Source organism: Peptoniphilus indolicus ATCC 29427, from assembly GCF_000227315.1.
Classification (GTDB): Bacteria; Bacillota; Clostridia; order Tissierellales; family Peptoniphilaceae; genus Peptoniphilus; species Peptoniphilus indolicus.
The window spans coordinates 122016-126082 of sequence record NZ_JH165064.1; the positions used below are offsets into that span (position 1 = coordinate 122016).

Below are 4067 nucleotides of genomic sequence, written 5' to 3' on the forward strand. Positions count from 1 at the left end.
TTTTTTATGTTTTATAATAGCGCTCGTTTGTACTTTTTTAGGCGGAAAATATCCGCTTATAGGTGGCGCAGTGTTTGCAATCTTAGTTGGTATGTTAATCAGTTTGTTTTATAAAGAAAAAAATTCTACTCAACTAGGTATCAAATTTACTTCAAAGTACATATTACAATTGGCAGTCGTATTTTTAGGTTTTGGAATGAATTTATCTGATGTAATTAAAGTTGGAGCTACTTCTCTACCAATAATTATATCTACTATCCTAACTTCTTTAATAGTAGCTTATATATTACAAAAAGTTTTAAGAATTCAATCTAATACCGCAATTTTAGTTGGTGTTGGTTCATCAATTTGTGGTGGTTCTGCAATTGCTGCTACTGCTCCAGTTATTGAAGCTGAAGATGAAGAAATAGCAAAGGCAATCTCTGTAATATTTTTATTCAATATACTTGCAGCACTTATCTTCCCAAGCTTTGGAGAATACTTAGGTCTATCCAACAATGGCTTTGGACTTTTTGCAGGTACTGCAATCAATGACACTTCATCTGTAACTGCCGCGGCAACTGTTTGGGACGGAATACACGCAGGTGCCAACACTCTTGAAACTGCCACAATAGTTAAACTTACAAGAACTTTAGCTATCATACCAATAGTTTTAACTCTTGCTTTTATCAGATTAAAAAAAGAAAAGAACTCTAACAGTTCTGTAAGTATAAAAAAGATTTTCCCATACTTCGTATTATTCTTTATTCTTGCTAGTATAGTAACTACAGTTTCAATACAAATGGGAGCTTCACATGCATTTTTTAAACCGCTAAAGACTTTATCTAAGTTTTTTATCACTATGGCTATGGCGGGCATTGGTCTTAGCACTGACATTGTGAATATTATAAAAACCGGTGGTAAAGCTATAATCCTCGGCTTCTGTTGTTGGTCGGCTATTACAACAGTTAGTTTATTAATTCAAAACTTAATGCACTTGGTTTAATCCTTCTCAATTGAAGGATTTTTTTATTGACATAACGCTTATGCTTTGGAACAATATTATATAGAGGTGACCAATGACCAAAATATTATACTCAAAACCTCTATATGAGGAAAAACTTAAAACTTTAAAAAATATTCTACTTCAAATAGTAAGCTTGCAATTCTTAGATTAGAAGAAAATTTTGGAAACAACGCTTATTTAAAGGGTATTAAATCTACAGCTTCCAAAGTAAATTTAGATGTCGTTGTCGTAGATACTACTCCTGAAAAAGCTTATTCTGATCTTGAAAAACTAAATGATGATTCATCTGTTACTGGTATTTTGATTTTTAGACCTATACCAACTTCAGTTGATGAAGATAAGTTAGACCGCTTAATCGCACCTGAAAAAGATGTAGATTGTATGAATCCAATTAATAAAGCTAAATTATATTCAGGTGATACATCAGGTTTTATTCCACTTGCGCCTAAGGCTTCAATTGAACTCATTGACTACTATGGAATAGATGTCGAGTCCAAAAATTGTTTGATAATTAACCATTCAAATGTAGTTGGAAAACCACTTGCAATGTTACTTTTAAATAGGTTTGCTACTGTTGAGATAGCTCATATAAAAACAAAGAATCTAAAAGAGCATACCTTAAAAGCGGATATAATATTCACTGCTGTTGGTAAAAGTGAATTCTTAGATTCAACCTACTTTAGAGAAGATGCAATAGTAATTGACATTGCAATAACAAAAAATGCTGATGGCAGATTTACTGGAGATTTAAACTCCACTGATGTCCAAGACAAGATTCAAGCTTATAGTCCTGTACCAAATGGTGTTGGTGGGCTTACAAACTTACTCTTAATAGAAAGTGTAATTAAATAATTTTCATTAACAAAAAAGGGCCCAAATTATTTTTTAATTTGAGCCTTTTTCTTATTTTGCTTTAAAATTACAACTTTATCTCCTTCTAAAAGATAAGTTTCTCCATTCGGTACTATTATTTTGTTACCTGAAGTTTGTAACATTACTATTAACTGCTTTTCCTTAAATTCTAATTCTTTAATCTTCTTTCCAACCCACTTATGTCCTTTAGATAAAGTCATTTCTATAAGATTAGAACCTGTCCTATCAAAATAACTTTTTCCGCCTAAAACTATAATGTCCCCTTCTTTTATTAAAGTCTCTCCGTTTGGAACTATAGTTTTTCCTTCTCTTTCTATCTTTGCAACTATCACATTAAAAGTTAAGTTGAAATCTTTAAGTGGAATATTATTCCATTTTGATCCCTTTTCTATCTTAGTTTGTATAAAACCTATATCCGACTTGTCTTGATAAAAATTAAAATTTTTAAGTACTGTATCAGTATATTCAAGCATCTTTAATTTTTTAGATACTAACGGCATCAATGAACCCTGTATAAAAGATGACAAAAGACATATTACAAAAACTATGTGAAATATATCTATGGAAATCTTCACTTTGCTATTTACAACCATTATTGCAAATGCAATTGCTGCTGCTCCTCTAAGACCTGCAATTGAAATTATACTTATCTGATTATTCTTCAAATTAAAAGGTTTCATAAGTGCAAATACACTTGCCGGTCTTGCAACAAATGTTATGAACAACATTATAATCAAAGCTACTGGAAAAACTGAAATTAAATGTCTCACATTACATAAAAGACCTAACAAAAAGAAGAGTCCTATTTGAACTAAACCTCCAAGCCCGTCATAGAAAAATACAACATCTCTCTTTTTAAGAAATTGTTGATTGCCTAAATATATTCCATATAAATAAATAGCTAAGTATCCATTTCCTCCAATTAAAACCGCCACAGAATAAGTCGCTATCATAGTTGCTGCTATAAATACTGTAAACAATCCGTCTTCATCAAAATGTATTCTATCTATTAAATTTTTTACAACTACTCCAAAACCAAAACCTACTAAAATTCCAAAGCCTACTTGTTTTAAAACTATAATTGGAACTGCAATTTGTTGCCCTGCTATTAATGAAATATAAACAAATGTCATTGTATAAGCTGTAGGGTCATTAGAGCCGCTTTCAAGTTCTAAAAGTGGTGCTGTAGAGTATTTAAAATTTAAGTTTTTTGATACCAATATAGATGAAACGCTGGCGTAGTCTGTAGAAGCTATAACAGAGCCTAAGAGCATTGCCTCTAACATTTTAAACTTCAGTATATAGTGACAAAAAAGCCCCGTAAATATCGCCGTTAAAAAGACTCCAATTGTACTTAAAACAGCACTCTCTTTCCAAACAGGCTTGCCCATATTCCAATTTGTACTAAACCCACCATAGAACATTATAATCATAAGCGACAATGTGGCTATATTATTTGAAATTTCAAAATTGTTAAATTTAAATCCCATTAAATTAAATGCTATTCCCAGAAAAATGAACAGCAACAACGATGGAACGCCTGAAAAATTAGATATTCTAACTGCGAACAGTGCAAGTAATAAAACTACCGCTACTAATAAAAGATTAATACATATCTCCTCCTATAGTTCCTTGAGTATAAGATACTCTATCTAAAATTCTAAGGTATATACTTTGTCCAAGGCCTGAATCTATATATAAAATAGTTTCTCCTATCTTATATAAACCCATTGAATATTTTGGAAAAAGTTTGGGCCCATGGTCTAATACTTGACCTAAAAAAGGTAATCTCACTTGTCCACCATGTTTATGACCACTTAATACCAAATCGTATGGTCTTACCTTTTCTAAAAATTGTTTTGGACTATGTACCAATAATATATTATAGTCCTCATAATCTTTATCTAAGTTATTTCCTCTAAACTCTTCTCCAAATATTTTAATTTTTTTCTCTCCACTCATTAGTAAATATGAACTGTTTTTTAAATTTAAAATCCCATAATTTGCTAACAAATTGTCTATACTGACTAGATTATTTTCAAATTCATGATTCCCCGATACAAAAAAGCATTTATACTTTGAAACAATTTCAAATAATTTTTCAATTCTATGAGTATTTTTTGTATTTCTTGAAATTATATCTCCCGTTAGAAATATAACTTCAGGATTGAACTCACAAATACTTTTT

Annotated in this window: 4 protein-coding genes; 2 read left to right on the plus strand and 2 right to left on the minus strand. The window is 30.8% G+C overall.

The window, feature by feature from the left end:
* The coding region (locus HMPREF9129_RS08165; RefSeq protein ID WP_004822416.1) for a YeiH family protein at nucleotides 1-985 on the plus strand (985 nt) is incomplete at its 5' end.
* 159 nt (nucleotides 986-1144) lie between these two features.
* Nucleotides 1145-1858, plus strand: coding sequence for a bifunctional 5,10-methylenetetrahydrofolate dehydrogenase/5,10-methenyltetrahydrofolate cyclohydrolase (locus tag HMPREF9129_RS08170; RefSeq protein WP_257009243.1), 714 nt, complete (start codon nucleotides 1145-1147; stop codon nucleotides 1856-1858).
* Nucleotides 1859-1884: 26 nt separating this feature from the next.
* Here the strand turns inward: HMPREF9129_RS08170 and HMPREF9129_RS08175 are convergent, their stop codons facing one another.
* Nucleotides 1885-3489 (minus strand): potassium/proton antiporter, encoded by a 1605-nt coding sequence (locus tag HMPREF9129_RS08175; RefSeq protein ID WP_040552879.1) that lies wholly within the window; start codon nucleotides 3487-3489, stop codon nucleotides 1885-1887.
* On the minus strand, nucleotides 3485-4067 hold a 583-nt coding region (locus tag HMPREF9129_RS08180), incomplete at its 5' end, for a metallophosphoesterase (RefSeq protein WP_169311343.1). The genes HMPREF9129_RS08175 and HMPREF9129_RS08180, both read right to left, overlap by 5 nt.